Source organism: Dialister pneumosintes (genome assembly GCF_001717505.1).
Lineage (GTDB): Bacteria > Bacillota > Negativicutes > Veillonellales > Dialisteraceae > Allisonella > Allisonella pneumosinta.
Genome location: NZ_CP017037.1, coordinates 395753 through 419581, shown reverse-complemented (window position 1 = coordinate 419581; position 23829 = coordinate 395753). Strand labels below are relative to the sequence as shown.

The window sequence follows — 23829 nt, the reverse complement described above, 5'->3', positions numbered from 1 at the left end:
TTATTCCTCCCATGTATTTAACACATTGGTAACAGTTTCTACATCTTCTGCATGCAAAGTACGAATACGTCTATTAATTCTCTTCATAAATCCGGAAAGAACCGTTCCCGGTCCTGCTTCAATCATCAAATCTGCACCATCAGCAATCATTTGTTGTATAGATGCATCCCAAAGAACCGGATGTGCCGCCTGAAGAACTAAATTCTTCCTAATATCATCAGCCTTTATTTCAGCTGCTGCATTATAATTTGCATACACAGGCATTTGTGCATCTTGAATCGTTACCGTATCCAAAACTTCTTTCAGCTTTACGGCGGCAGGTTCCATCATTATAGAGTGGAACGGTGCAGATACTTTAAGCATAACAGCCATCTTAGCTCCTGCTTCTTTCATAGCATTACAAGCTTGTTTTACTGCTTCTGTAGCACCTGCAATAACTACTTGTCCCGGACAATTAAAATTAACAGCTTGTACCGGTTTTTCTTCTGTAGAAATAGTATTACAAATATCTTTTATAGATTCTGCATCTAAAGCAATAATAGCAGCCATTCCACCTTCTCCAAGAGGAACTGCTTCCTGCATATATTTTCCACGCAAATGAACTACATGTATCGCATCACTGAATGATAAGGCCCCTGCAGTAACTAATGCAGAATATTCCCCTAAACTATGCCCTGCTACTACATCAGGTATTAATCCATGCTCTCTTAATACCGTTGATACCGCTACACTGGCAGTAAGAATTGCCGGTTGTGTAAACTCTGTTTTCATTAATTCTTCATCAGGACCATCAAACATCATGCGAGAAATAGAGAACCCTAATCTGTTATCAGCTTCTTTTAGTAAAGCTTTTACTGCATCATACTTCTCATAAAGATCAGCAACCATACCTACTTTTTGTGAACCTTGTCCAGGAAATAAAAATGCTTTTTTCAAAATAAATCCTCCTATAGTCCTTCTATCAAAATAACGTTCGTCAACTATTCACTCTCTATAGCTACATTCAAAGTATTTTTAACAAGTGTAGGAATTTCTTCCTCCGCTACTTGATTAGCTAAACGAATGGCATTCCGGATTGCTTTAGCACGCGATGAGCCATGACTGATAATCAGCGTCCCATCAATACCCAACAAAGGAGCCCCACCTTCTTCCGCATAATCGAACTTTTTCATCATATATTTTTTTAATGCGGGTTTTAATAATAATCCACCCAGTTTAGCTAACACACCGCCTTTATAAATAGAGTCTTTTAGTAATGTAATAAAAAGTTTTCCTACCCCTTCACCAAACTTAAGAACTACATTTCCTGTAAACCCATCGGATACAACTACATCAAACTCTCCCGTAGGAATATCTCGACCTTCTGCATTTCCTGCAAAAGGAAACCAAGTTTGTTTTGATAACAACTCGTAAGTTTCAGTCATAAGAGCACTGCCCTTGGTACTTTCAGACCCTATATTCAATAAACCTACACGTGGTTCTTTAATGTGACGAACATATTTAGCATAGTTATAACCTAATAATGCATTTTGTAATAAATTTTCCGGTTTAGGATTAGCACTTGCACCGGCATCAATTAAAAACGTATGTCCGCCTTTTTCATTAGGAATCGGAGTTACAATTGCCGGGCGTTCAATCCCTTTAATACGTCCAATACCTAATAATCCTGCAGTAACAGCTGCACCAGTTGACCCCGGAGCAACTACTGCATCACATTTCCCCTGTTTTACCAACCGTGCTGCTACAGAAATAGATGCATCTTTCTTTTTCCTAAATGCCATGCCGGGATGTTCTCCCATTTCAATGACTTGTGAAGCATGTATAACTTCAATTAAAGAATTAGCATCCTCTCCATTGTCAGCTAAAATTTTACGTATTTGTTCGCTATCCCCTACCAATACAATAGGAATTTTATAATCACGAACCGCTTGTATACCGCCCAATACAATTTCTAAAGGAGCAAAATCTCCTCCCATAGCGTCTACTGCTACTTTTTTCATTTAGACTACCGTCCCTTTACTGCAATGTCTGCTATAAACTTAGCACGAAAAACTTCATGTTCTCTATCATAAAAAACAATGTAAATATACTCTTTTGTCTCCTTAACACGTGCCACTTTCATTTTTACTACCAATTTCTTACCTGCAGAAATTGCTGTTTTATATTTAATATTTCCGACTTGTGTCGGATCTAACTTATTTCCAATAAGTCTTTTAGCTAATTCTACAGATACTCCATACATTTTTTCTGCAGGGACATATCCGGAATTATCTACCATATCAGAAGTGATGGTTATAAGTGCCAAACCTTTTCTATTAAGCTCCAGCTGAAGAATTTCAATTTCTCCATGATATCTATCCACAGAAATCATATTTTTTTGAATTGCATTTTTAATACGTTTACGCATTTCCGGAATACCTAAAGCTTGTCTATCTAAGCGAATAGTCGCTTGTGACACACTAAAGAGATTCGCCAATTCCGAATCGGTTAACATCGGATTTTGCCGAACTGCTTCATGGATATTTTTTCTTCTTTCTTCTTTAGTATTTAATGGTTTCATCGTCATTATTATCACCTGATGCTAATACTATACCATAACCCATAATTTATTGCACTACCTGATTTAAATATTTTCCGCCCCTCGTTTATCCAGTAGCTGGCATTTGCCCAATTACCTTTACGGATTTCTCTTGTGGCACTTGTGGTTACGCTCTTTTGTCTATTGTTCCAGTATTTCCAGTTAGTCGCCTTAGAAATATTTTGTTTAGACATAGAGTTAATAATACTTTCTTCTAACTGTCTTACGGGTACATCAAGTAGTTTTCTTGCCGCTTTCAAGGAATCTATATGGTTACGTACTTTCCCCCTAAGGTCTTGTAGTTTAACCTCAGCTTTGTGTGTTTTTTCTTCTGCTCGTCCGATTCTTGCTTCTGTATCAGATATACCTAATCTTTCTTTTAAATCAGCGGTAAGGTCTTTAGTATCCGTCACCCTCTCTAATGATAAAGCGGCAGTGGTTGCCTGTCTTATGTACTGATTGATTCGTTTCTTCATCATGGAAGAGTATTCAGCGGTCATCTTCTCAAGTCCTTCTGGTGAATTGAGTTTCTTATCCGCTTCATTCCGTATCATTTCAGGTGTAAGCATAGAGTCAATATACTTTTTCTTTAAGTCTTCTATGTAAGCATCCGCTCTCACATCAGAAGTGCCGCCGTGTTCCATTAACGCTTTTTCAAAGGTTTCTTTCGTATACCCATAGTTAGCAAGGAAATTTTTCTTTTCTAAGGCGGTAGGGAATAAATCGGAATCAAGTATCTGTTCTATCTTATATACTTCATTCTCTTCTACTAATCCCTTGATATAAAGGTCTCTTGCTGTTTCCATTTGTTCGTCAAGTTCGGTTAATTTCCCCTCTTTATACTGTTTCATAAAAAGACTTAACGAACGTTCACGGATACTATCCTTAATTTCTTCTTCCCATCTCTTAATGTTTTCTTCTTCGGTCTGGTTGAAGTTAATCCCTACTTTATCTATGGCAAGTAACTTTTTCTGTAACTGCCACTTTTCTATTTCTTCATCAGTAGCTACCATCTTATCAAAGATAACTCTTACTTCTTCTGGTGGATCTATCTTTCCTAAACTCATTAAAGACTGATAGATTTCTTTTAGCCACTTACTAAATCTTCTGAATACACTTCTAAGTTCTTTAGTCGGTGCTTTACCTTCAAGAATATATCTTTCAAATCCTCTGGCAAATCTCTCTTGTATAAAGCGTTCTCTCGCTCCTTCTTCGCCTTTCTTAACCGCTTTTTCATAAGATTTAAACTCTTTTTCAAGCGGTGTATCTTTGTACTCTTCCATAACCTCTTTAGAGTAGCTTGCCCATTCTTCAATGGTCTTGATATCTGCTTGTATCTTTGCTTTTTCTTCACTAGGCAATACGGAAGAAGTCGCAAGGTTTTGTAAAGTCGTTAAATAGAAGTGTGCGGATTCATGAAGAACAGTACTCTTGTCCGCTCCGTCAAACACATGTATAGCATTATTGATATAATCATAAGCTCCTTTATTAACCGTTTTGTTATCGGTCTTTTGATAATAAGAATTTCCTTTTGTATCCTTGACATCTTTTAGCATTTCATGTATAGTAATGGTACTAAGAGATTCATTAGGGCTTATAGAACGTCCGCTTTGCGGAATTGCTAATACTGGTTGTACATTTTTTGTACTTCCGGATGCCCTAATGGGTCTCTTTTTGTCTATAATGACATCAAAAAGCCCAATACTATTTTTATCAAAAGTGATTTTATTTTCCTTTTGATAATAAGAGTGTTATCCATATCCTTGATTCCAGCGAGCATTTCCTGTATAGTTATCTCAGAAAGAGCCCTTTTGCTCATCAGGTCAGGATTACTTGTAATTTGTAATCTTTCTGACTTCGAGCCCATTTTGGTTAGAGCTCTTTTTTCTTGCATAACATCATAAACGACTAAACTATCTTTATTAAGAGTGATTTTATTCCCCTTTTGATAATAAAAAGAATTATTTTCTTTGTACTTGACAAGGTCAGTTTCATCTAGTATAGTTATTTTAGATGAACTACCGTTCTTCTTACACTCCAAGGGCAATTGGAGCCCGGCGGACTGTAAGAAGGCGGTAGTTTTTTGTTGTCCTAATTGCAACAACATATCCGCTCTTATCTTATCTACATAACGTAAATTACCTTTTTCTATTTCACTTCTAAACCATGATGTCATTTAAATAAACAATAAAAAAGAACCCGTTTAAAGGTTCTTTTTACTTACCATTATTTTAAGTGATGACTTCCTCTTTCCGTAATCGGTATTCCTTGTTTACATAATGGACATTCTTCTGCTTGATAGGTAGGAACCGTTAAGTGTAATAAAGGATGTACTTTTTCTTTTGGAACACCAAAGTCTGCTTTTCCACCGGAACGATCTACAAAAAGGCCAATTCCGACAATATCTCCGCCCATTTTATTTACTACATCTACCACTTCTTTAACAGAACCACCGGTTGTAACTACATCTTCCACGATAAGGACTTTTTCTCCCGGCCTTATGCTAAATCCACGGCGAAAAGTCATTACTCCTTTTTCTCGTTCAGTAAAGATAGAGCGTACTCCCATCAATCTTGCAGTAACCTGTGATAAAATAATACCTCCTGTTGCAGGTCCAATAACAGTTTCTATACCTTTATCTTTAAAATACTCTGCAAATTCTTTACATAACTGTTCTGTATATTCAGGATGTTGCAATACATTAAACTTTTCAACATATAAAGGACTATGTAATCCTGAAGTAAGCAAAAAATGTCCTTCAAGAATCGCTTTTGTTTCTCTCAATAATAACTCTACTTCTTTTTCGTTCATTTTTAGTTCCCCCTTATTTCTTCAAGAATACATTGTACTGCCATCTGTGGATTTTCAGCCTTGGTAATAGGACGACCGATAACTAAACGAGAAGCCCCATCAGATAGTGCTTGAGCCGGAGTAGCAATTCTCTTTTGATCATTCACTTGTGCAAAAGCAGGACGGATTCCCGGTGTTACAATTTCAAAAGTTTCTCCACATACTTGTCTAATACTCTTTGCTTCCTGTGGAGAAGCTACTACACCATCTACACCTGCCCCTTTTGCTAATTGTGCTAAATGCAGTACTTGTTGTTTGATTGGTGTTTTTCCGCCTACTTCTTCCCAACCTTTTTCATCAAAGCTAGTAAGTATAGTAACCGCCAAAATTTTAGGTCTATTGATTTTTAATTTTTCTGCAGTCATGGTAGCACCACGTACAGCGGCTTCCATCATTGCACGTCCACCGGAGGCATGAATAGTAATCAAATCAACACCAAGTTCCGTTAAAGCCGCTATACTTTTTTCTACAGTATTCGGAATATCATGAAGTTTTAAGTCCAGAAAAACTTTTTTACCTGCTTCTTTGAGGTATGCCACCGTTTGATTACCTGCACTATAAAAAAGTTCCATTCCTACTTTGTAAAAAAAGACCGAATCACCAAGCATAAGAGTTATATCTTTCATTTTATCAAAAGTATTAACATCTAATGCCACAATGATTCGGTCTTCTTTTTTAATATTGGTTAGATTACTCATTCCCTATCTCCTCTTTTTATATTTTACAGCGTTCTTATTATATCATGAAAAATTTTTAATTTCTTCTTTTTCCTATTTTACTGTAAAAAATTACATAGAAAATATAATACCGATGCAAGCAGATATCGCTATATATAATATCGGATGTTTTTTATATCTTTTATATCCCCACCATATAATAATTGCTAATAAAGTTGCTTTAAGATTCACTATATCGCTTATGTGTTTGGTAACTTCATAAGTTTCCAATTGCAAAAAAGCTATTTTAGATACCCCTAACCCTGCCAATAAAATCAACGCAGAAGATGCCGGACGTAATCCGTAAAAAATTTTTTGTACCAAAATAGAATCTTTAAAGGTATGCATGATATTAGAAATAAAAGTAACCACTATAACAGCCGGTGTAGTTAATGAAAAAGTGGCCCAAATACCGCCTAATATACCGGCTATCTGAAAACCGATATAAGTAGCCATATTTACACCTAAAGGTCCCGGAGTTGATTCAGAAACAGCAACCATATTCGCTATATCAGCAGTAGTAAACCAACCCGTACTATATGCCATTTCATAAAGAAATGGCAATGTTGCTAAGCCACCACCTGCCGCTAATAATCCGGTTTTGAAAAATTCACTAAACATATCTATCCAAATCATAGTTTATTTTCTTCTTTCTTATTAATCGGGGGCATCAAAAAGTATCCTGCAAATGCACTCACAACAATGAGTATGGCAGGAGAAACGGAGAAAACCAATCCTGCCAGAAGTACCGTAATAAAAATAAGCCCTGAACGCCTATCAGTAATTGATTTCTTTATAAGCCGAAATACTGTATCCAAAATAAGAACACAGACACAGACTCGAATACCTACAAAAGCATGTATTACATAGGTATTGGTTTCAAAATTTCTTAAAAAAGAAGATATGCCTACAATAATGATAATAGAAGGCGTAATTATCCCTATAGTTGCTATAATACCTCCTATAATTCCATATAATTTATTGCCTATAAAAGTAGCTACATTAACCGCTATCACACCGGGAGTACATTGCCCAATAGAATAATAATCCATCAGTTCTTCATCTGTAATCCATTTCTTATTATCTACTACTTCTCTTTGTAAAATAGGTAACATCGCATACCCACCACCAAAAGTAACGGCACCAATTTTACAAAACACTAGAAACAATTGCATTAATATATGCATCAGGCTGCCTCTTTTCCTATTTATTACTTGGTTACATCAAGTATTGATATCATGTTAATCATATCATATTGTATGATGTTTCTTATCATTAAAAATAGACACGATTAAAATCGTGTCTATTTTTAATGTTGTTTAGATTCCTGTACTGCAGATTTAATCAAATGCATAGTGACTGTATTAAAATCTACAGGAGTTTCTAATTCTTTCACTGCCTCAAATCCTACTCCCAGTTGTCCGGTATAGTAAGCTACCGCTTCCCCTTTATTATTTATTTTTGCAATATAAATAACTTTATTTGAATCAAGTCCTACTAAGCGGAATCTTCCTGGAGGCGAAATAATTCTCCATCCGCTGCTACTTCCATCAAAGAGATAAATAATGCCTCTATCAGAATCATCATAGAAAAATTTATCCTCATCAAAAAAGATAGCAATCTTCCCGATAGTAGCAGTTTGTGTATAAATGCGGCGAGTGTCATAATTAGCATCTGTTCGGTAAATTCTATATAAACCTTCACTCACTTCTACCTTAAGATAGACTGCATTTGTTGCTGTTGAAAAAGCTACATCTATAATCTTGCTTCCTGCCGGTAAGTCTTCAATGGGGGCATCCGATTCATGTGTAGTTCCCTCCGGATTGTATCTAGCTAAGGTAATATCCCAACTGCCACCATTCCAATTACGTGGATATAATGCCATAAGTGCTAAATTTCTATCGGGTAACCATTCAAAATAAGATACACCTTTCCCTTTAAGTTCTACTTTTTGTGGATTATCAATATCTTCTGCTTTATAAATCGTCACAGAATCTGCTGCAATATCCGCCATGTATCGGTAATCATTAGAATAATAAGCTTTCCCACGAAGAACTATATCTTTAAAAACGTTCTTAGCATCTGATTTATCCGGTATGGTACTACTTTCCGGAGATACCACATTATAATTAGCAGTCGGTGCAAACATTATTTGATCAAAATAATAATAAATTCCTGCCTGAAGAGTTATACCCAGAGTAAAATAAAGGCATACTTTTTTTAAACCCTTATGCACAATATTCTCCTTTACTTAACTATAAATGCAGTCGGAATCATACGTTCCCCAAGCAAATCTGCCGGTTTATTAACAACCTGTCCATTGTAATATAAGGTTGTGCTGGAACCTCCATCCAAATTTGCTGCAATCTCAGCCCCTTGTTCATACATAATATTTTGCATATCAACAAGTGTAGCTCCAATACTATATCCGGGCTGACGACCATCAATAACAAGAAATAAAATCGTACCGTCTTTTTTCTGTCCAATAGCAGATCTCGGGCTTATTCCCCAACCACCATCACCGCTCTTAATGACTTTTTCTCCATTAATAATGAGTGGTGGTCCAAAAGTTAATCCTTCTACAGCCCCCAGTTCTTCTAATTCTCTCTTAGAATAAGTACCGGCTATTAAATTCCCCTTTTTCGTCAATCCGATAAAATCAACTTCTTCATCAAAATCCACCTGTTCTCCAAGCAAATATTTTCCTTCGTGCAAAATAAAACCGTAAGGAAGACGCCCTGTTCCCGTACCATTCGGGTCGTAAAAGCCTCCCCCGTTTATAGCGGCAACTGCATTGTTATTTTTAGCAATATTACTGGTTGTATCGCCCTTTTCATTAATATCAGCTGCTGTAGCTACTTGTACACGACTGGGATCAGGAATTTCAAGAATATATCCGACAAATCGATTCGATTCAATTTTCTGAATTTTTAAATTACTATCTTTTCTTATAGTAAAATCAAATACTTTTTGTTGCTGTGTTTGCGTCACCACCCCTAATATACCGGTAAGCTCTTCTTGATTAAAAAGCCATGTAATATAATGCGGATGTCTTGATCTCATAATGGCACCCACTACAGCTCGTTTTAAATTAGTAAACGGCCCAAAAAGTACAATTAACGGAGAGGTAACAATAAAGAAAATTATCGTTACCAATAAAAACTTAAAAAAAGTACTTTTAAAAAAACTTTTCATTATCTCTCCCTAATTTATGCATTGCATTCATTAAATCTTTATATAATCATCATGATGTAAGCGATCTTCTAAATGTTCTAAGGTAACTTCATTTCCAACCCATACACGATGCAATTCAAGAGGATTGTCGTTTACATGTACTCGACCATCCGACATAATCACAGCCAGTTTAATGCCTAACTCTTTACAGATGTCCATAGTTTCTTGGTCATAATCTCCATAAGGATAAGATATCCAAGTAGTATGTACACCTAATTCTTTTGCAAGTGCTTCCTGTGCTCCTCTAATTTCCTTTTCTTTGTCTAGGCGAGACGGTAATTGTCCTAACTTAGGATGTGTTACCGTATGATTTGCAATCGTTACCGTATGGCTCTCTGCCATCTCTTTTAACTGCTCCCAAGTCATCCGGTTCGGTTTTCCCACCTCTCCTGTAATAAGATATAGTGTCCAAGGAAAACCGTATTTCTTCATTAAAGGATATACAATGGTGTAATTATCTGCATATCCGTCATCAAAAGTAATACATACCGGTTTTTCAGGTAATGTACTTCCTTTAGTTACATAATCATATAATTCTTGCATTGTAATGGGATGATATCCATGTCCTTTTAAATATCGCATCTGTTTATCAAAGTTTTCTTCCGTAATAACAGCTGCGTTCCCCTCTTCATCTCCCACCATATGATACATCAAAACGGAGACTCCGGCAGGTACAGAATACGGCACTTTAGTATCTCTCATCACTACAGCTTCACCTACAGGCAATTCTTGAGAAATAGCTGTTTGCATCGGATTTTCTTGTTTTAATTCAAAAGCAGGTAAAACTCCACAACCGGATAATAATGTACTCAAAACTAATAAACCGCCCGCTATATTAAGCAACACATTATTCCTGCTGCAAAAATGATATTTCTTTGTCATAGATACCCCTATTTTTATAAATGAATATATTTGTCTTTTACAAATTAATATCTTTTTTATTCTACTACAGCCTGCCTAGATAGGCAATTTACAAATCTATATGCCTATTAGATAATTCTACGGATTTATAAATTCTATAGCTATATCACCTAAAAGTTTTTTTAATTCATTTTGTACTTCTATAGAACCGTCTATGTGAAATTGTTTATCCATTTTAATTTGTTTTTTAGCACTCTCTATATGTAGAATCACAGGAATATTACCATGATATATTTTTAATAATACGGCTAACTGATTACTAATTTCACGCGATTCGTGTTCTTTATCTAAATAAATATGAAGAACCGGTTGCTCTACTACAGAATGATTATTTTCCAACGACATAATTCTTTCTGCCAATAAATGAGTATTTCTTTCATTGGCTTGTACTCGTCCTCTAATAATAACAGCTGCATCATTTTTTAATAAAAATCTATCTCTTTCCCAAACAGAAGGGAATACTACCACTTCTGTTTCTCCTTCAAAATCTTCAATGGTTACATATCCCATAGGAGCACCCTTCTTGGTAACCATTCCTTTTACTCGAGAAACAATACCGCCTACTGTAATTGTTTTTCCATCAAGATTTGTTGCATTTTCTATCGATAATTCTGATAAAGGCACACATTTTTGCATTTCTTTTTCATACGAATCTAAGGGATGCCCGGATACGTAGAATCCGAGCAATTGACGTTCCCAGTCTATTTTTTCTTTTTGTGAAAAATCCGGAAGTTTTTTATAGGAAACTTCTAAAGGAGCTTCTGCACCGCCAAATAAGTTAAGTTGTCCGGATTGCCTATCTTCTCTAACTGCAGCAGCTCGACTCATAATTTGTGGAAGTGCATCCAACATTTCTGAGCGATTATATCCAAAAGAGTCCATTGCACCACATTTTATCAAACTTTCACAAGCTCTAGCATTAACAGTTCTACCATCCACTCTCTCCATAAAATCGGATAAAGAAGTAAATACCCCTTCTTTTTCTCGAGCTTCTATAATAGATTCCACTGCTGCATCTCCTAAATTTTGTATTCCCGAAAGTCCAAATAATATGCTATCTTCGTTCGCCGCAAAATCAGCTCGGCTTTTATTAATATCCGGAGCTACTAACTTTACTCCATTTTTTCTACTATTGGCAATATATCGACTAACCTTATCTCTATCACCATTGTAACAAGTCATCATAGCAGCCATAAACTCCGGTCTATAATGTGCTTTTAAATAAGCCGTTTGCCAAGCAATCCACGCATAACAAACACTATGCGACTTATTAAATCCATACCCTGCAAAATGAACCATTAAATCAAATACATAATCAGCAGTTTCTTTAGTTACGTCCTGCTTCATAGCACCTTCTACGAATGTTTGTCTTTGTGCTTTTAATACTTCAGGATGCTTATGACCCATCGCTCGCCGCAAAAGATCCGCTTGTCCTAAACTAAATCCTCCCATCACAGCAGCAATACGCATAACTTGTTCTTGATAGAGAATAACCCCATAAGTTTCTCTTAGTATTGTTTCCAACATCGGATGTGGATAAGCAATAGGAATTCTCCCATGCTTTCGATTAATGAAATCTTCTGCCATACCGCTGCCTAAAGGACCCGGACGATATAAAGCCACCATGGGAATTAAATCTTGGAATCCTTCCGGCTCTAATTGCATAAGTAAATTGGTATACCCTGATGATTCTGACTGAAAAACACCGATAGTATCTCCACGACAAAGCATATCACAGGTTTTTTTATCATGATAAGGAATATGAGCAATATCTAAATCAATTCCTCTATTTTCTTTAATCATTTTTACCGTATCATGAATAACCGTTAAATTTCTAAGACCCAATAAATCCATCTTGAGAAGTCCTAATTTTTCCACTTGGTCTTTTTCATATTGTGTCTGTATAAATTCTTCTTGTGTAAGTTGAATAGGTGCAAAATCATCTACAGACGATGAACAAATAACAACCCCTGCGGCATGTGTTCCTGCTTGTCTTGACAATCCCTCTAATTTTAAACAATGGTCTATCAAAGTATGAATCGTTGCATCATTTTCATACGCAGCTTTAAATTCATTAGAAGATTCTAATGTTTGTTGCAAAGTCACTCCTGGTACTTGCGGGATCATTTTAGCAATTTTATCCACATCACGAAGAGGTAAATTCATAACTCTACCTACATCACGAATTACTGCTCTGGCAGCCAATGTACCAAAAGTAATAATTTGTGCTACATGATCATCTCCATATTTTCTGGCCAGATATTCAATAACTTGACCTCGTCCCCGATAACAAAGATCAGTATCAATATCCGGCATTGATATACGTTCCGGATTTAAAAAGCGTTCAAAAAGTAAATCAAATTCCAATGGATCCAACTCTGTAATATGTAAAAGATAAGAAACTATACTGCCGGCAGCACTCCCTCTTCCCGGACCGATCGGAATTTCATGTTGTTTAGCATATCTAATGAAATCCATTACAATCAAAAAGTAATCTGAGAACCCCATTTTATCAATGATTCCCAACTCATAATTTAACCGCTCCATGACAGTTTCTGTTACTGTACCATAGCGATGTGGTATTGACTCTTCACAAAGCTTTCTAAGATAGCTTTGTGAGGTTTCTCCTTCGGGCACCGGAAATTCCGGTAATTTGTGGTCACCGAAAGTAAATGTAACATTACATCGTGCTGCAATTTTAGATGTATTTTCTATAGCATGAGGATATCCACCTAAAACTTCTTCCATTTCTTTACCACTTTTACAATAAAATTCATCATTTGCAAAATGAAAGTGTTCAGGATCATCTAATGTTTTACCTGTAGATATACAAAGCTTAATTTCTTGGCTGGTTGCATCTTCTTTTTTTACATAATGAAAATCATTAGTCGCTACGAGTCCTATCCCATATTCTTCTGCTAATTGTGCTAAAATTGGACGTACTTTAGCTTCTTCGGGTAATTTATGATTTTGTAATTCAATAAAATAATTTTCTTTACCAAATACCTCTATATAAAATTCTATAATTTTACGTGCTTCATCCATATTTTCGTGTAAAATAGCCTGTGGCAATTCTCCACCTACACAGGCAGATAATGCAATAAGCCCTTCATTATATTCACGTAATAACGCATGGTCTGCACGTGGTTTTGTATGATACCCTTCTGTCCACGCCTTAGAGCATATTTTTACTAAATTTTGGTAACCTTTATTATTTTCTGCTAATAAAATTAAATGATATAATTTTTCTCTACCGGAAGTCGGCTTTTCAAAGTGACTTCCTCTTGTCAAATAAATTTCGCATCCAATAATAGGTTTTATTCCCTGTTTTATACACTCTTGATACATATATACAGCACCATACATAACCCCATGATCTGTAATAGCTAGTGCCGACTGTCCCATTTCTTTTACATGAGCCACCAAGTCAGGTATTCTGCTAATTCCGTCAAATAAACTATATTCTGTATGCGAATGAAGATGAACAAATGGATCCATAATGCCTCCTATACGTTCTTCCGGAAAAATCTAATTATTCTTTTATTTTATCACAGTCTAATAACTTCATTTTGTATCCGATGTTTATAGCAATTTATACTATGATTGCAATCAAAAAGGATGAACTTATATAAGTTCATCCTTTTGAATATATTATATTCATATCTATTCGTTTACCTTTGTTACAATGATATCTCCATTCTTTTTTATCTCTTCTTTATCTTTTTCTGACAAAGTATTTCCATCCAGTACAATTTGTACTCCCATACTTTCTAACAATTCATCTATTGTATCTTCTCTCTTAAATAACTCTCCCATATTTTCTCCTTATATTTTTAAGATGCGTTTCCTGATTCATATGTTAATATAAAAGTAAAACAATTATTTAATGTAAGGTTAGGAACTCTTATGAAAAAAATTCTATCTATTTTACTAACTTATTTAATAACTTTATGCTTAAAAAGGAAATCTATAATTATACAAAAAATATTACAACAACTGATATCCCATATGCCACATAAAGCATACCAATTAATTAAACCTCAAAAAATAGTATATTTTTATCTATATAAAAATATACTAAAAATAAATATAGCTCTTCTTAAAAAGTTATTATCTTAAATTAATTATTTCATTTGCTGACTATATAACCTGACTTTATTTACCAGTGCTATCATTTTCTCTCTATTTTTGACACCATCCGTTTCCGCACCTGAAGAAATATCTATACAGAACGGATGATAATCTAACGCTTTTTCAATATTTGATAAATTAATGCCACCTGCAAAAAACCAAGGTTTTATAATTGCAGGAATAAGCTTCCAATTAAAAGTTTTCCCTGTCCCGCCAATTCCGTGATCAAGCATAATATATTCCGCTTTTGTATGCTCCATCATTAAAATATCTTCTGTCGTTTTAACAGATACCACTTTAATAATAGGACATGATATGTGTTCCTTTAATTTTGTAATATATGTTTCTGTTTCACATCCATGAAGCTGTACAAATTGTATTACTTCTTGTTGTACGAGATTTATGATGTGCTTCTGCGGCTCATTAACAAATACACCGATAGCAGGAATATTTGAGTCCAAAGCTTGCCTAATAGAAAAAGCTCTTTCATCCGAAATAAAATGTCGTCTTTTGTCAAATACCAAACCAACATAATCAGGTGCTGCTTCATTTGCATAATAGGCATCTATTGAATTCATTAAGCCACATAGTTTAATTTTACTCATTAGCACCTCATAAATAGAATAAAAAAGTTACATCTCATATATTACCATATTAAAAACATTCTAATATAGCAAATAAAAGCTCCCGCTTATCTTTTTAAGTGAGAGTTTTTTATAAATATTTTTTATCATAGATATTTGTATCTATGTTTTTCATAATTTTTCTTGCTGTATCAGCTGCTGATAGATATGTTTTCTCTTTACCGACTATGACGAAAATTATGGCTATATAAAATAAAATTTGTTGATAAATACTTCTTTTTTCTTCATTATTTTGAGTATGCATAATAGATACTAATTCTTTTTTAGAAAAATCAGGTAGGTTTAAAGTGTTTATTCCTATAGAAAAATCCGTGTTTTTTACAATCTCAGTTTTAAAAATATTTTGTATCGTATAAGAGATAATAGCTAAACTATGTACACTAATTTTTTCAACTTCTTCCCCACTATAAAGTACTATGCCTTCTTGCTCTAATTGTTTCATCGCATACACTGCAATTCCGGCAAGTTCTAAAGTAGATGAAAAAAGCATCTTGGCTTTTGCTGTATATAAATCAGAAAGAAAAAAATCTATCCCGTTAAAATTACACCCGTCTTTAGCTATAATATGTTGTTTAGAGTTATTCTCTACAATTGCAGTAACCGATATTTCTTCCTTTGTAGAAACTATTTGCAATATACCGCATGATACTCCTACGGTAGCCAGAATGCTTTTTACTATTTGCAATAAATAAAGTTGCAATCTGTTTTCATACAATATTCCAATTAATATATCTACCGAAGCATGCGGATAATTCTTATCGTCCTTTTTATTTTGAGATAAAAAGGTTTTATTTTTTATCAGAGCGGATATATTCATAGTCCCCCTTAGTCACTTTTCTATTATAAAAAGCTCCACTAGGAGCTTTTATTTTCGCTATACTTTATTAATAATTAATGTCATTCAATATTATACGTTGTTTTTGTTCTTCCTCTTTCATGCTATATTCTACGGCACCTACAATAAGCCCTACTGCCATCAAATTAATAACTAAAGAAGTTCCTCCATAACTAATAAAAGGAAGCGGTATACCCGTTACAGGAAAACAACCGATTACCATTGCCATGTTAATAAAAGCTTGTGTACCTATAAGCAAAGTCAATCCACTAATTAATAACATACGATAGGTATTATTAACTTGCGATGCCAACCGTAATCCGATATATAAAAAACCTACAAAAAGAAATAGTAAAAACAATGCACCGATAAGACCCCATTCTTGACAAAATACTGCAAATGCAAAGTCGGTATGTTGCTCCGGTAAATAAAAGAATTTAGAAAATCCTTGTCCGGCTCCCTGTCCTAAAATACCGCCAGATCCCACAGCAATTAAACTTTGTACGGTTTGATATCCTAAATCACTTGCACGAGAAAAAGGGTCCCATAGTACCACAAGACGAGCTTTCCTATACGCCGAAGTTAATGCCAATATTAAAAATGTACCTATTGATAATGTACCTGCACATATAATTTCTAAAAAAGGCATTCCGGTTAAAATATACATCATTGCGGGAAATGCAAGAATCATGACAGCTGTTCCCATATCCGGCTGTTTAATAACCAATAATGCCATTAATAGAGGCATAAATAAAGGTTTAAAATAAGACAAAAATTGTGTTACAAATGATGATTTTCCATTTTTACTTCGTTGAAACATAGCATGAATTTCAGCAAATACGGTAATCTTCTTACCTACATCCATTTTTACTGCTAAATATCTGGCAGCCCATAAAATAGCAGGAAGTTTTGCAATTTCAGAAGGTTGTATGGAAATAGGTCCTAATGCAATCCATCGAGTCGCCCCGTTTACGGTACGACCTGCCACAAAAACAAGAAGTAAAAGAACAATCGTACCTATAGAAAGTATTCCTGATAATTTCCCCCATAATTCAGGTTTGTTTTTTCTCGTAATCTGAAAAAATACACTTCCAAGTACAAGATAAACACTTTGCTTAATAAAATATCCATAAGGATTATCTCCAGCCTCTACATTCATATAAAGAGTCGATGAATATACATTAAGCAGTCCTATAAGTATTAAAATTGCTACAATAATAAAAAGAATTCTTAGCCCTTTTCGTTGTTGCTCAATACGGTTATGGTCGGGCGATGAGCTACCAAACGGCATATTTTATTTCCCTTCTTACTAAACTTTTCTTCATACTCTGTTTTTACATCACCTTCAACAGGAGCTGCATGTAAATCATAATTAATGTCTGACAATTCCCACTTCATGGATTTAAACTCTTCCACAGAAAAGTCAAATAAATCTCGATTATCCGTCTTAAATATAATTTTCCCATTAGAAGCAAGCAAAGACGCATAACGATTCAAATAACTACGATAAGTTAATCTTCGTTTTTCATGTCGAGCTTTCGGCCATGGATCACAAAAATTAATGAAAAAACAATCCACTTCTCCCTGAACAAATAATTCCTCAATATTTGTAATATCTCCTAAAACCAGCTTTGCATTTTCTAAAAAAGGTTCTGCATCTCCCACTTTTTTAGCTGCATAATAAATAACTCCGATTTGTCTTTCAAATCCAACAAAATTATACGCAGGATGCATCTCCGCCATCTGACTGATAAAACGACCTTTCCCTGTTCCCAGTTCTACACAAAGTGGTAATTTCGGATTTGAAAAAGTCTGTTTCCACTTCCCTTTATTTTCTACCGGAAATTCCAAATACAAAAAATCTGTATATTCTTTGATTGCTTCATCAATCCATGGTTTTCTACGAAGCCTCATAAATCCTCCTACACTTATTATATATGGTTTTGCATATTTATGGATTTTTAAAATTTTCACCTAATTGCTGTGTATCTTTACTTACCCAAACATTCCCATACATAGTTAACACATTATCAATATTTTTATCATAATCCATACTAAAGAAATCGGCGGTCGGATCATACTTAACGGCAGTTAATCCCATACCTCCCATTAAAGTATCATAGAGCATATCATTAGTAAATAACCATTCTCGTCTTCGTTTCATCGTTTGTACTAAAGTGGCATGACTTTCTTGATACTCATTAGAAGTATAAATCCAAAATGGAATATGAACCATCATAAAATTAAATTCATCTGCATTATGTCCGGGTTTTTCTGTCACTCGTTCACCATGATCAGAAAAATAAATAACTTGATCTGCATGTAAATAATTAATAGCCGTATCCATAATTTGTTCCAGAACAAAATCATTAAACAATACAGAGTTATCGTACTCATCTATCATAATTTGGTCTTTTGTTCTTTGTTTTGTTTGATCTATAGGATACCGATAGAAATTATGTGGATATCGATCCCAATAGCTAACATGACTCCCCATAAGATGAAGTACTATCAATTGTCTTCTATTATTAGGATCCACTTTCTTTAATTCCGGAATTAAAATATCATCATAATCTTTAGTTTGTACTCCTGTCCCAATATAATCATTCATCCAGTGTTGATCGTCACAAGCAGAACCGATAGCACCTATAGGAGTATCCCAAATGCCGAAACGAGATTGATTAGATATCCATGTAGTCTTAAAACCTGCCGCACGTGCCATATCAATAATAGAATAGGCTTGTATTAATGGAATATCATTATATTGATTCTTTTCCGACAATGCATAAGTCAAAGTTTGTACCGTTTGTGTATAGCTGGAATATACATGATTGAAGAACGTATAATGCTCATCTTGTATTGCTTGAGACTGGAACGGTGTGTTATCTCTTTCATAACCATATACCCCCATATGGTCACGTGTTTCACTTTCTCCAATGATGAGAATGTAAACTCCATCCGGTGCATGCATTAACTGCTGTTGTAACTCTTTATCTTTAATAACCATATTTCTACGACTATCAAGAATTCTCTGGAATTCAGCAAAACTTTGTAACGTTTCTTTAGACTGTGCAAAAACTTGTGCTACTCGAGTTTGACAAAAAGTAAAAACTGTCATTCCCATATTCAAAAGCAAAAGAGCTATTAAAATAAACTTAAAACGTTTGGAAACCTTATAGTTTTTCTCTTCTATAGAAATCCCGAAAGCACGGAAAAAAATATATCCCAACAAAAACAAACTGACAATAGCTATGGTTAACTCCGTATAAGGAATATTTACACTGATAAAAGAAAGAGCTTCATGAATATTTGTTTGCGCAATAGCAAGCATCATATTCACAGAAATCAAAGAATGTGCCACAATATAATACCCGATATAGGTAAATTGAATTAAGCAATATAGCAAAATAAAAATTACCCAAACAATACGTGACACCATACGCCATCTTCCGGGAAGAAGCCAAGAAGCACTTAAACAAGATAAAAACAGATACAGCGGAGTACTCATTTCCATCGAAGTATCTGTCATATTAAGGATAACGGTAGTATAGGTTGCCAATACAGGGACAATCATCGATAATCCCCAAAGACAAAATACGGTTCCCCACAGACTTATTACCGCTTGATTTAATCTTCGTTTTAAAAAATATACAGTAATAAACCCGATTTGTGTAAATAATAAAAGCAATTTAATTAAAGATAATGCTTCCCATCCTCCGGATGATCCAAAAATCCAATTTAAAAAAAAGGCAATTCCAAATGGAACAATACTACATATTCCCCAAAGAATTTTCCAATCTCCATCAGCTATAAAACGTTTCATTTTGTCAATAACGCCCCCAGATGATTTTGTTATTTATCATAAACCGTATTTTAAATAATCGTCTATTTTATAACTTTACATTTAATTATTATTTTTACCTATATATTTGTATACACATATCTATAAATTTTACACGATTCAAGTAATCTAATCAATCATAGAAAAAACAGATAAACATTTCATGTATTTTTATCCATTTTTATATAAACATTTCAAATATTCCTTTTAGAATTACTACATATATTTGCTAAAAGGCGGTATAATTTAGAAGAGAGTATGTTTTTTCTTATCATTGTATATTCGCATTTATTTATGCAATAAAAGGAGTCTATAATTTGAAAAATTTAAAGTATATTTCGTGGAACGTAAACGGATTGCGTGCCTGTGTAAAAAAAGGTTTTATGGATTCTTTTAAGGCGTTAAATGCTGACTGTTTTTGCCTTCAAGAAACCAAGCTACAACCGGAACAAATTTCATTAGAACTTCCCGGTTATTTCCAATATTGGAACAGTGCAATCAAAAAAGGTTACAGTGGGACTGCACTTTTTACTAAGATAGAACCCTTACAAGTAACCTACGGTTTAGGAATAAAAGAACATGATCAAGAAGGGCGATTAATTACTGCAGAATTTGACTCTCACTACTTAGTTGTTTGTTATACACCTAATAGTAAAAGAGAGTTAGAACGCTTAGATTATAGAATGATTTGGGAAGATGATTTACGTGCTTACTTACTTGCATTAGATGCTAAAAAACCGGTAATTTATTGTGGCGATTTAAATGTTGCTCATCAAGAAATCGATTTGGCTAATCCTAAAACCAATCATCATAGTGCAGGTTTCACCAATGAAGAACGTGGAAAAATGTCCAACCTGCTTTCATCCGGATTTACAGATACTTTCCGATATATGCATCCGGATGAAAAAGATGCATATTCATGGTGGAGTTATTTTGCAAAATCAAGAGAAAGAAATATCGGGTGGAGAATTGACTACTTCATCACAAGTAGCAGTATTAATCAAAATATCACAGGGGCTACTATACATCCTCAAATCATGGGTAGTGACCACTGTCCTGTTGAATTAAATTTCTGCTTGTAAAGTTTGTTACTAAGAGCATTCCTTTATTATAGGAGGTTTATGTGGACAATAGCTTGCATTCATCCACACATATATCGCAGAAAAAAACATCACATGGTGAAATACCGCAAAAGTTGGATCATTTAATAAAAAATCATTTTATTTTAAAACATGTACTCCTACTTTTTATTCCACTAGCAACTTCAATAGGTGCAATGACTATTGCACTTATACTTTATCACTATGGACGTTTTTCTATCGATAAAGATTTTATTACATATACCGTGTTATCTATTTTAGTTTGCTTTTTTCTTATGGCATTAGTTTCTATTTCTCTATATGAAGAAATAGATCATCAATTATTATCACCGCTACATGAAATTATATTTACCGCCCGTTCTATAAATGACGGAACTATAAACCATATCATTGACAGTGATACAACCAAAGGATTTGATACTATTACACGTGCTTTTCAATCTATGCAATATCATTTAAATGATTCTATGCAACAACATGCTAATATAGAAAAACGAAAGCAAATTTTATATGCCGGTATTGCACATGATTTACGTACTCCACTCACGTCCATTATTGGATATTCTGAAGCGTTAAAATCAGGACTTGCTAATACTCCGGAAAAAAAACAGCGTTATATTTCTGCGATTTCAACGCAAGCAGATGTGTTGCTCCATATCGTAGACCAATTAACAATTTATAATAAATTATCGGGACGTAAAGCTTCATTCCCTCTATCTAAAGTAAATTTAGAAGATCTACTGAAGTCTTATTTCGATATTGAGCGAGATTCACTCTTAACAAAACATGTGCAAGTAAAACTAAACATAAAAAAGAATATGATTATTGAGTCCAATCCGGATGAGCTTAAACGTATTCTTACCAATTTCTTTACAAATAGTATAAAATATAGAAAACTACCTGAGTCATATGTGACTATTTCTGCTTACAGAAATCCGGATAATAAAGAAGAAGCTATTTTATCCTATCACGATGATGGCCCGGGTGTAGAAGAAAGTAAATTACAAAAAATCTTTGAACCATTTTATCGAACAAATGAAGCACGAACGAAAACGAGTAATGGAAGCGGACTTGGTCTAGCGGTAGTAGCTGAAATTGTTGCTATCCATAAAGGTCGTATTCAAGCAATAAATGACAATGGATTACTCATTAAGATTTATTTACCAATTGTGAACGTTAAGGAGATTATAAAATGACAAATGTACTTGTAATCGAAGATGATAAGTTAATTGCAGAATTAGAACGTGATTTTCTTGAGGCTAACAACTACACTACTTATTTAGTAAATAATGGTAAAGATGCATTAGATACTATGCAAAAAGTAGAAATTCATGCCATTCTCCTTGACGTCATGCTCCCCGGCGAAGATGGATATGCCTTATGTAGAAAAATAAGAGCTATGACTGATATTCCGATTATTTTTGTAACCGCTAAAAATGATGAAATCGATACCATTCGTGGTTTAGGTTTAGGTGCAGATGATTTTGTTGCTAAACCATTTAGCCCTACAGAATTAATTGCTCGTTTACATGCCCATTTAGAACGATATAATCGTTTAAGTCAAAAACAGTCTTCTAAACAAGCAAATGGAAACGGTCTTGTTATTGGAAATCTGGTGATTCGTCCTAAAGCTCGCCAAGTAATTCTTGATGGAAAAAGTGTTGCACTCACAGGAAAAGAATTCGATTTACTCTATTTCTTAGCTGAGCACCCTAACGAAGTATTCTCTAAAGAAGATTTATTTGAAAAAATCTGGAGCCTCGATCCGGTTTGTGAACCGGCAACTGTAACTGTACATATTAACCGTCTACGTGACAAAATGAAAGCAGCTACAGGAAAACCCTTTGAACTCATTGAAACCGTTTGGGGTGCAGGCTACCGATTCCATGTAGATGCATAAAAAAAGAGTATCTCTTTATATGAGATACTCTTTTTATTATCTTAAAGGCTCTTCTCCAAAACGATTCTCACCCACAGTAGATTCTTTACAAGCCCAATATAAAAGTATAAGGTTAAGAAGTGGGACAAAACCTAAGCATACCCACCAGCCACTCTTATCAATATCATGAAGACGCCGAATTGAAACAGCTAGCGACGGTATAAATATAATTAATGTATATATTTTACTGATTATTCCACTCTCTCCAAATAAAAGAGTAATGATAAACGTAACTAATATATTCACTAACAAAAAATACCAATATTCAGAACGAGATGCTCTTCCTGAAAAATTTGCATAATTTTCCTTTAATACACGTTGTAAAGCCCAAGTTATATTATTCATATAATGTAATTTACCTCCTTAATTATTAACTACATCATATACTAAAAAAAGATAAAAAAAAGAGAGGCATTCCTCTCTTTTTTAAGCATTTTTTGCAATTTCAGCAATCTTAGCAAATCCTGCCGGATCGTTAATTGCCATTTCACTAAGCATCTTACGATTTACAGCTACACCGGCTTTGGTCAAGCCTGCAATTAAACGACTATAAGTAAGTCCATTCAAACGAGCAGCTGCATTGATACGAATAATCCACAATTTACGGAATTCTCTCTTAACTGCTCTACGGTCTCTTCTTGCATAATAAAGAGCTTTCATAACAAGTTCATTAGCTTTACGGAACTGGTTATGACGAGCACCTCTATAGCCCTTAGCGAGCTTCAGAATTTTTTTATGTCTTGCGTGATTTGTCAATCCGCTTTTTACTCTTGCCATTATTCAATGTCCTCCTTAATTAACCATTGGGAAGCAATCTAGCTTCACGCTTGAAGTCAGCCTTAGAAATCAATCCTGCTTTTCTAAAGTTTCTCTTTCTCTTAGGGGACTTCTTTTCAAGAATGTGGCTACGAAAAGCTTTATTTCTCTTAAGCTTACCGGTACCAGTAAAGCTAAAACGTTTTGCCGCAGCGCGGCGAGTTTTCATCTTTGGCATGTAAATACTCTCCTTCAACAATTTTTAGGATGCAAGAAATGAGATT

At 34.5% G+C, this 23829-nt stretch carries 25 protein-coding genes; 3 read left to right on the top strand and 22 right to left on the bottom strand.

What is annotated here, in order from left to right; all coding sequences use genetic code 11:
- The 19 genes from fabD to BCB69_RS02015 all read right to left on the bottom strand — a co-directional run bounded on the left by fabD (nucleotide 1) and on the right by BCB69_RS02015 (nucleotide 19732).
- On the bottom strand, nucleotides 1–936 hold the full coding sequence (gene fabD, locus BCB69_RS02100; RefSeq protein WP_069176880.1) for an ACP S-malonyltransferase: 936 nt from the start codon (nucleotides 934–936) through the stop codon (nucleotides 1–3).
- 44 nt (nucleotides 937–980) lie between these two features.
- The gene (plsX, locus tag BCB69_RS02095; protein ID WP_069176879.1) at nucleotides 981–2000 is read right to left on the bottom strand and encodes a phosphate acyltransferase PlsX; all 1020 of its coding nucleotides are present in this window, start codon (nucleotides 1998–2000) and stop codon (nucleotides 981–983) included.
- Between the two features lie 5 nt (nucleotides 2001–2005).
- On the bottom strand, nucleotides 2006–2566 hold the full coding sequence (locus BCB69_RS02090) for a DeoR family transcriptional regulator (protein WP_069176878.1): 561 nt from the start codon (nucleotides 2564–2566) through the stop codon (nucleotides 2006–2008).
- 5 nt (nucleotides 2567–2571) lie between these two features.
- The gene (locus BCB69_RS02085; protein ID WP_069176877.1) at nucleotides 2572–4134 is read right to left on the bottom strand and encodes a hypothetical protein; all 1563 of its coding nucleotides are present in this window, start codon (nucleotides 4132–4134) and stop codon (nucleotides 2572–2574) included.
- Between the two features lie 122 nt (nucleotides 4135–4256).
- Nucleotides 4257–4754, bottom strand: a complete 498-nt coding sequence (locus BCB69_RS02080) for a hypothetical protein (RefSeq protein WP_159049965.1) — start codon at nucleotides 4752–4754, stop codon at nucleotides 4257–4259.
- Nucleotides 4755–4804: 50 nt separating this feature from the next.
- The gene (pyrE, locus tag BCB69_RS02075) at nucleotides 4805–5389 is read right to left on the bottom strand and encodes an orotate phosphoribosyltransferase (RefSeq protein ID WP_022513372.1); all 585 of its coding nucleotides are present in this window, start codon (nucleotides 5387–5389) and stop codon (nucleotides 4805–4807) included.
- A 2-nt stretch (nucleotides 5390–5391) separates the two neighbouring features.
- On the bottom strand, nucleotides 5392–6126 hold the full coding sequence (pyrF, locus tag BCB69_RS02070; protein WP_069176875.1) for an orotidine-5'-phosphate decarboxylase: 735 nt from the start codon (nucleotides 6124–6126) through the stop codon (nucleotides 5392–5394).
- Between the two features lie 90 nt (nucleotides 6127–6216).
- The gene (locus BCB69_RS02065) at nucleotides 6217–6780 is read right to left on the bottom strand and encodes a chromate transporter (protein WP_069176874.1); all 564 of its coding nucleotides are present in this window, start codon (nucleotides 6778–6780) and stop codon (nucleotides 6217–6219) included.
- Complete coding sequence (locus tag BCB69_RS02060; protein WP_022513375.1) at nucleotides 6777–7331, bottom strand: chromate transporter; 555 nt, start codon at nucleotides 7329–7331, stop codon at nucleotides 6777–6779. The genes BCB69_RS02065 and BCB69_RS02060 overlap by 4 nt, the downstream gene beginning before the upstream one ends.
- 122 nt (nucleotides 7332–7453) lie before the next feature.
- Nucleotides 7454–8293 carry a hypothetical protein gene (locus tag BCB69_RS02055; protein ID WP_236887199.1) on the bottom strand — a complete coding sequence of 280 codons (840 nt, stop codon included), beginning with the start codon at nucleotides 8291–8293 and terminating at the stop codon, nucleotides 7454–7456.
- Between the two features lie 98 nt (nucleotides 8294–8391).
- A complete protein-coding gene (locus BCB69_RS02050) occupies nucleotides 8392–9339 on the bottom strand; it encodes a phosphodiester glycosidase family protein (RefSeq protein WP_069176872.1) in 948 nt (315 codons plus the stop codon).
- Nucleotides 9340–9369: 30 nt separating this feature from the next.
- The gene (locus BCB69_RS02045; protein ID WP_236887198.1) at nucleotides 9370–10191 is read right to left on the bottom strand and encodes a polysaccharide deacetylase family protein; all 822 of its coding nucleotides are present in this window, start codon (nucleotides 10189–10191) and stop codon (nucleotides 9370–9372) included.
- A 186-nt stretch (nucleotides 10192–10377) separates the two neighbouring features.
- Entirely contained in the window at nucleotides 10378–13797 is a 3420-nt protein-coding gene (locus BCB69_RS02040) for a DNA polymerase III subunit alpha (RefSeq protein WP_069176870.1), read from the bottom strand.
- A gap of 165 nt (nucleotides 13798–13962) precedes the next feature.
- The gene (locus BCB69_RS06365) at nucleotides 13963–14115 is read right to left on the bottom strand and encodes a tryptophanyl-tRNA synthetase (protein ID WP_107528607.1); all 153 of its coding nucleotides are present in this window, start codon (nucleotides 14113–14115) and stop codon (nucleotides 13963–13965) included.
- A gap of 308 nt (nucleotides 14116–14423) precedes the next feature.
- Entirely contained in the window at nucleotides 14424–15035 is a 612-nt protein-coding gene (locus BCB69_RS02035) for a phosphoribosylanthranilate isomerase (RefSeq protein WP_069176869.1), read from the bottom strand.
- Nucleotides 15036–15144: 109 nt separating this feature from the next.
- Nucleotides 15145–15891, bottom strand: a complete 747-nt coding sequence (locus tag BCB69_RS02030) for a hypothetical protein (RefSeq protein WP_069176868.1) — start codon at nucleotides 15889–15891, stop codon at nucleotides 15145–15147.
- A 67-nt stretch (nucleotides 15892–15958) separates the two neighbouring features.
- Nucleotides 15959–17200, bottom strand: coding sequence for an FtsW/RodA/SpoVE family cell cycle protein (locus BCB69_RS02025; RefSeq protein WP_083989985.1), 1242 nt, complete (start codon nucleotides 17198–17200; stop codon nucleotides 15959–15961).
- Entirely contained in the window at nucleotides 17140–17823 is a 684-nt protein-coding gene (trmB, locus tag BCB69_RS02020) for a tRNA (guanosine(46)-N7)-methyltransferase TrmB (protein ID WP_069176867.1), read from the bottom strand. The genes BCB69_RS02025 and trmB overlap by 61 nt, the downstream gene beginning before the upstream one ends.
- Before the next feature lie 37 nt (nucleotides 17824–17860).
- Complete coding sequence (locus BCB69_RS02015; RefSeq protein WP_022513441.1) at nucleotides 17861–19732, bottom strand: phosphoethanolamine transferase family; 1872 nt, start codon at nucleotides 19730–19732, stop codon at nucleotides 17861–17863.
- A 335-nt stretch (nucleotides 19733–20067) separates the two neighbouring features.
- Here BCB69_RS02015 and BCB69_RS02010 point away from each other — a divergent pair, with 335 nt between their 5' ends.
- The 3 genes from BCB69_RS02010 to BCB69_RS02000 are packed head-to-tail and all read left to right on the top strand — an operon-like array spanning nucleotide 20068 to nucleotide 22750.
- Nucleotides 20068–20832 (top strand): exodeoxyribonuclease III, encoded by a 765-nt coding sequence (locus tag BCB69_RS02010; protein WP_022513442.1) that lies wholly within the window; start codon nucleotides 20068–20070, stop codon nucleotides 20830–20832.
- A 41-nt stretch (nucleotides 20833–20873) separates the two neighbouring features.
- On the top strand, nucleotides 20874–22046 hold the full coding sequence (locus BCB69_RS02005) for a sensor histidine kinase (RefSeq protein WP_069176866.1): 1173 nt from the start codon (nucleotides 20874–20876) through the stop codon (nucleotides 22044–22046).
- Complete coding sequence (locus BCB69_RS02000; protein ID WP_069176865.1) at nucleotides 22043–22750, top strand: response regulator transcription factor; 708 nt, start codon at nucleotides 22043–22045, stop codon at nucleotides 22748–22750. The genes BCB69_RS02005 and BCB69_RS02000 overlap by 4 nt, the downstream gene beginning before the upstream one ends.
- Before the next feature lie 36 nt (nucleotides 22751–22786).
- Here BCB69_RS02000 and BCB69_RS01995 read toward each other — a convergent pair whose 3' ends face one another.
- From BCB69_RS01995 to rpmI, 3 genes are all read right to left on the bottom strand, one after another.
- Nucleotides 22787–23134 carry a DUF805 domain-containing protein gene (locus BCB69_RS01995; protein WP_022513444.1) on the bottom strand — a complete coding sequence of 116 codons (348 nt, stop codon included), beginning with the start codon at nucleotides 23132–23134 and terminating at the stop codon, nucleotides 22787–22789.
- A gap of 81 nt (nucleotides 23135–23215) precedes the next feature.
- A complete protein-coding gene (rplT, locus tag BCB69_RS01990) occupies nucleotides 23216–23566 on the bottom strand; it encodes a 50S ribosomal protein L20 (RefSeq protein WP_022513445.1) in 351 nt (116 codons plus the stop codon).
- A 19-nt stretch (nucleotides 23567–23585) separates the two neighbouring features.
- Nucleotides 23586–23783, bottom strand: coding sequence for a 50S ribosomal protein L35 (rpmI, locus tag BCB69_RS01985; RefSeq protein WP_022513446.1), 198 nt, complete (start codon nucleotides 23781–23783; stop codon nucleotides 23586–23588).
- Nucleotides 23784–23829: the final 46 nt, after the last annotated feature.

Bases quoted from the DNA above. Each gene is read 5' to 3' on its own strand.
- plsX (WP_069176879.1), bottom strand. From the start codon at position 2,000: ATGAAAAAAGTAGCAGTAGACGCTATGGGAGGAGATTTTGCTCCTTTA.
- BCB69_RS02090 (WP_069176878.1), bottom strand. From the start codon at position 2,566: ATGACGATGAAACCATTAAATACTAAAGAAGAAAGAAGAAAAAATATC.
- BCB69_RS02085 (WP_069176877.1), bottom strand. From the start codon at position 4,134: ATGCTAAAAGATGTCAAGGATACAAAAGGAAATTCTTATTATCAAAAG.
- BCB69_RS02080 (WP_159049965.1), bottom strand. From the start codon at position 4,754: ATGACATCATGGTTTAGAAGTGAAATAGAAAAAGGTAATTTACGTTAT.
- pyrE (WP_022513372.1), bottom strand. From the start codon at position 5,389: ATGAACGAAAAAGAAGTAGAGTTATTATTGAGAGAAACAAAAGCGATT.
- pyrF (WP_069176875.1), bottom strand. From the start codon at position 6,126: ATGAGTAATCTAACCAATATTAAAAAAGAAGACCGAATCATTGTGGCA.
- BCB69_RS02065 (WP_069176874.1), bottom strand. From the start codon at position 6,780: ATGATTTGGATAGATATGTTTAGTGAATTTTTCAAAACCGGATTATTA.
- BCB69_RS02060 (WP_022513375.1), bottom strand. From the start codon at position 7,331: ATGCATATATTAATGCAATTGTTTCTAGTGTTTTGTAAAATTGGTGCC.
- BCB69_RS02055 (WP_236887199.1), bottom strand. From the start codon at position 8,293: ATGTTTGCACCGACTGCTAATTATAATGTGGTATCTCCGGAAAGTAGT.
- BCB69_RS02050 (WP_069176872.1), bottom strand. From the start codon at position 9,339: ATGAAAAGTTTTTTTAAAAGTACTTTTTTTAAGTTTTTATTGGTAACG.
- BCB69_RS02040 (WP_069176870.1), bottom strand. From the start codon at position 13,797: ATGGATCCATTTGTTCATCTTCATTCGCATACAGAATATAGTTTATTT.
- BCB69_RS06365 (WP_107528607.1), bottom strand. From the start codon at position 14,115: ATGGGAGAGTTATTTAAGAGAGAAGATACAATAGATGAATTGTTAGAA.
- BCB69_RS02035 (WP_069176869.1), bottom strand. From the start codon at position 15,035: ATGAGTAAAATTAAACTATGTGGCTTAATGAATTCAATAGATGCCTAT.
- BCB69_RS02030 (WP_069176868.1), bottom strand. From the start codon at position 15,891: ATGAATATATCCGCTCTGATAAAAAATAAAACCTTTTTATCTCAAAAT.
- BCB69_RS02025 (WP_083989985.1), bottom strand. From the start codon at position 17,200: ATGCCGTTTGGTAGCTCATCGCCCGACCATAACCGTATTGAGCAACAA.
- trmB (WP_069176867.1), bottom strand. From the start codon at position 17,823: ATGAGGCTTCGTAGAAAACCATGGATTGATGAAGCAATCAAAGAATAT.
- BCB69_RS02015 (WP_022513441.1), bottom strand. From the start codon at position 19,732: ATGAAACGTTTTATAGCTGATGGAGATTGGAAAATTCTTTGGGGAATA.
- BCB69_RS02000 (WP_069176865.1), top strand. From the start codon at position 22,043: ATGACAAATGTACTTGTAATCGAAGATGATAAGTTAATTGCAGAATTA.
- BCB69_RS01995 (WP_022513444.1), bottom strand. From the start codon at position 23,134: ATGAATAATATAACTTGGGCTTTACAACGTGTATTAAAGGAAAATTAT.
- rplT (WP_022513445.1), bottom strand. From the start codon at position 23,566: ATGGCAAGAGTAAAAAGCGGATTGACAAATCACGCAAGACATAAAAAA.
- rpmI (WP_022513446.1), bottom strand. From the start codon at position 23,783: ATGCCAAAGATGAAAACTCGCCGCGCTGCGGCAAAACGTTTTAGCTTT.